Annotated in this window: 1 protein-coding gene; it reads left to right on the top strand. The window is 72.5% G+C overall.

Annotated elements, in window-relative coordinates; genetic code table 11:
- Window positions 1-397: 397 nt before the first annotated feature.
- The gene (locus ACYVE9_RS27485; protein WP_461030597.1) at window positions 398-994 is read left to right on the top strand and encodes an ATP-binding protein; all 597 of its coding nucleotides are present in this window, start codon (window positions 398-400) and stop codon (window positions 992-994) included.
- Window positions 995-1,214 lie beyond the last annotated feature (220 nt).

Here is a 1,214-nt window from a genome sequence, read left to right as displayed (position 1 = left end):
GGGCACGGCGGCACCCGCCGCGAGTACGTGACCGCCCGCGGACAGCGCGACGCAGGCCGCGGTGAACACCGCGGCCCTCAGCACTCGCAGGTCGGCGCCGGCACGCGCGACGGGCTCGGTCATGGCGGCCACATCATCTCACCACCACGTCCCGCCGTACACGGCGGAGGTGGACGGCGGCGGAGGGCGGCGGCCGGTGCCGAGGGACCGACGCGGTGGCGGACACGCCGACGTGCCGGACCGCCGCTGACGGCGGACCGGTATCGCACGGCGGGTATCAGGGCATCCGCCGAATGAGCGGTGTGACGTCAACATCATGCTTACTGTCCGCTGAGGGGGGCAATACGTATCGGTATGTCGAGCCTCGGTATGTCGACCGCAGCCAGGAGGCTGGAGCATGAGCATCTGGTGGACTCTGCACTTGCGGCGTGACGCTGCGAGCGTTCCGCTCGCCCGTCGCCTGCTGCTCGGCACGATGGAGACGGCCGGGGTGGAGGCCGACATCGCGTACGAGTTGTCCGTGGCCCTGTCGGAGGCGTGCGCCAACGCCGTGGAACACGGCGGGGGAGCGGGACACGACGAGGACTACCGGGTCACCGCCTACCTCAACGGCGACATGTGCCGGATCGAAGTGACCGATCACGGCCCGGGGTTCCCTCTCGACCCGCCCGGTCCCGGCGAGTGCGGCCCCCGCCCGGTCGCCGTCGCGGCCGGCCGGGGCGGGACGGCGCGGGAGGACACCGCGCAACGCGCCGCCCGGGCAACGGAGTCCGGCCTCGCGCCGGAGCCGGGTCTCGCCATGGAGTCCGATGTGGTTTGCGAGGGTGGCCCGGTGGCCGACGGGGATTCCGAACCGGAGAGCGGTCGCGGCCTGTTCCTGATCCGCGCGCTCGCCGACCACGTCAGGTTCCGCAGCCAGCCGGGCAGCGGCGCATCGGTCAGCTTCGACAAGATCCTCAAGTGGCGTGAGGACGCCCTGCTGAAGGCCGTCTGACACGACATCCGCCCTTCCGGCCACAGCAGTTCCTCCTCCACGACGATCGCTCTTCCACGGCAGCCTGCCCACTCGGCAGGCTGCCGTCGACTTCTCGGACGCGCCAACACCCCGGGCAGTGAGGGGCGTCGGTCCCAGAGGTGCGGCAGTCTGTCCGCCCCCGCAGGCCGATGCACCGGCCGCGGAACGAGCCCCGCCGCCGGGACGGGGCCGGGACGCG

The sequence above is a fragment of the Streptomyces sparsus genome (genome assembly GCF_054776295.1).
The sequence above is the reverse complement of the archived record's forward strand: the minus strand, read 5'-3'. Positions and strand labels throughout refer to the sequence as shown.

Coding starts and splice junctions, on each gene's coding strand:
- ACYVE9_RS27485 (WP_461030597.1), top strand. CDS start 398: ATGAGCATCTGGTGGACTCTGCACTTGCGGCGTGACGCTGCGAGCGTT.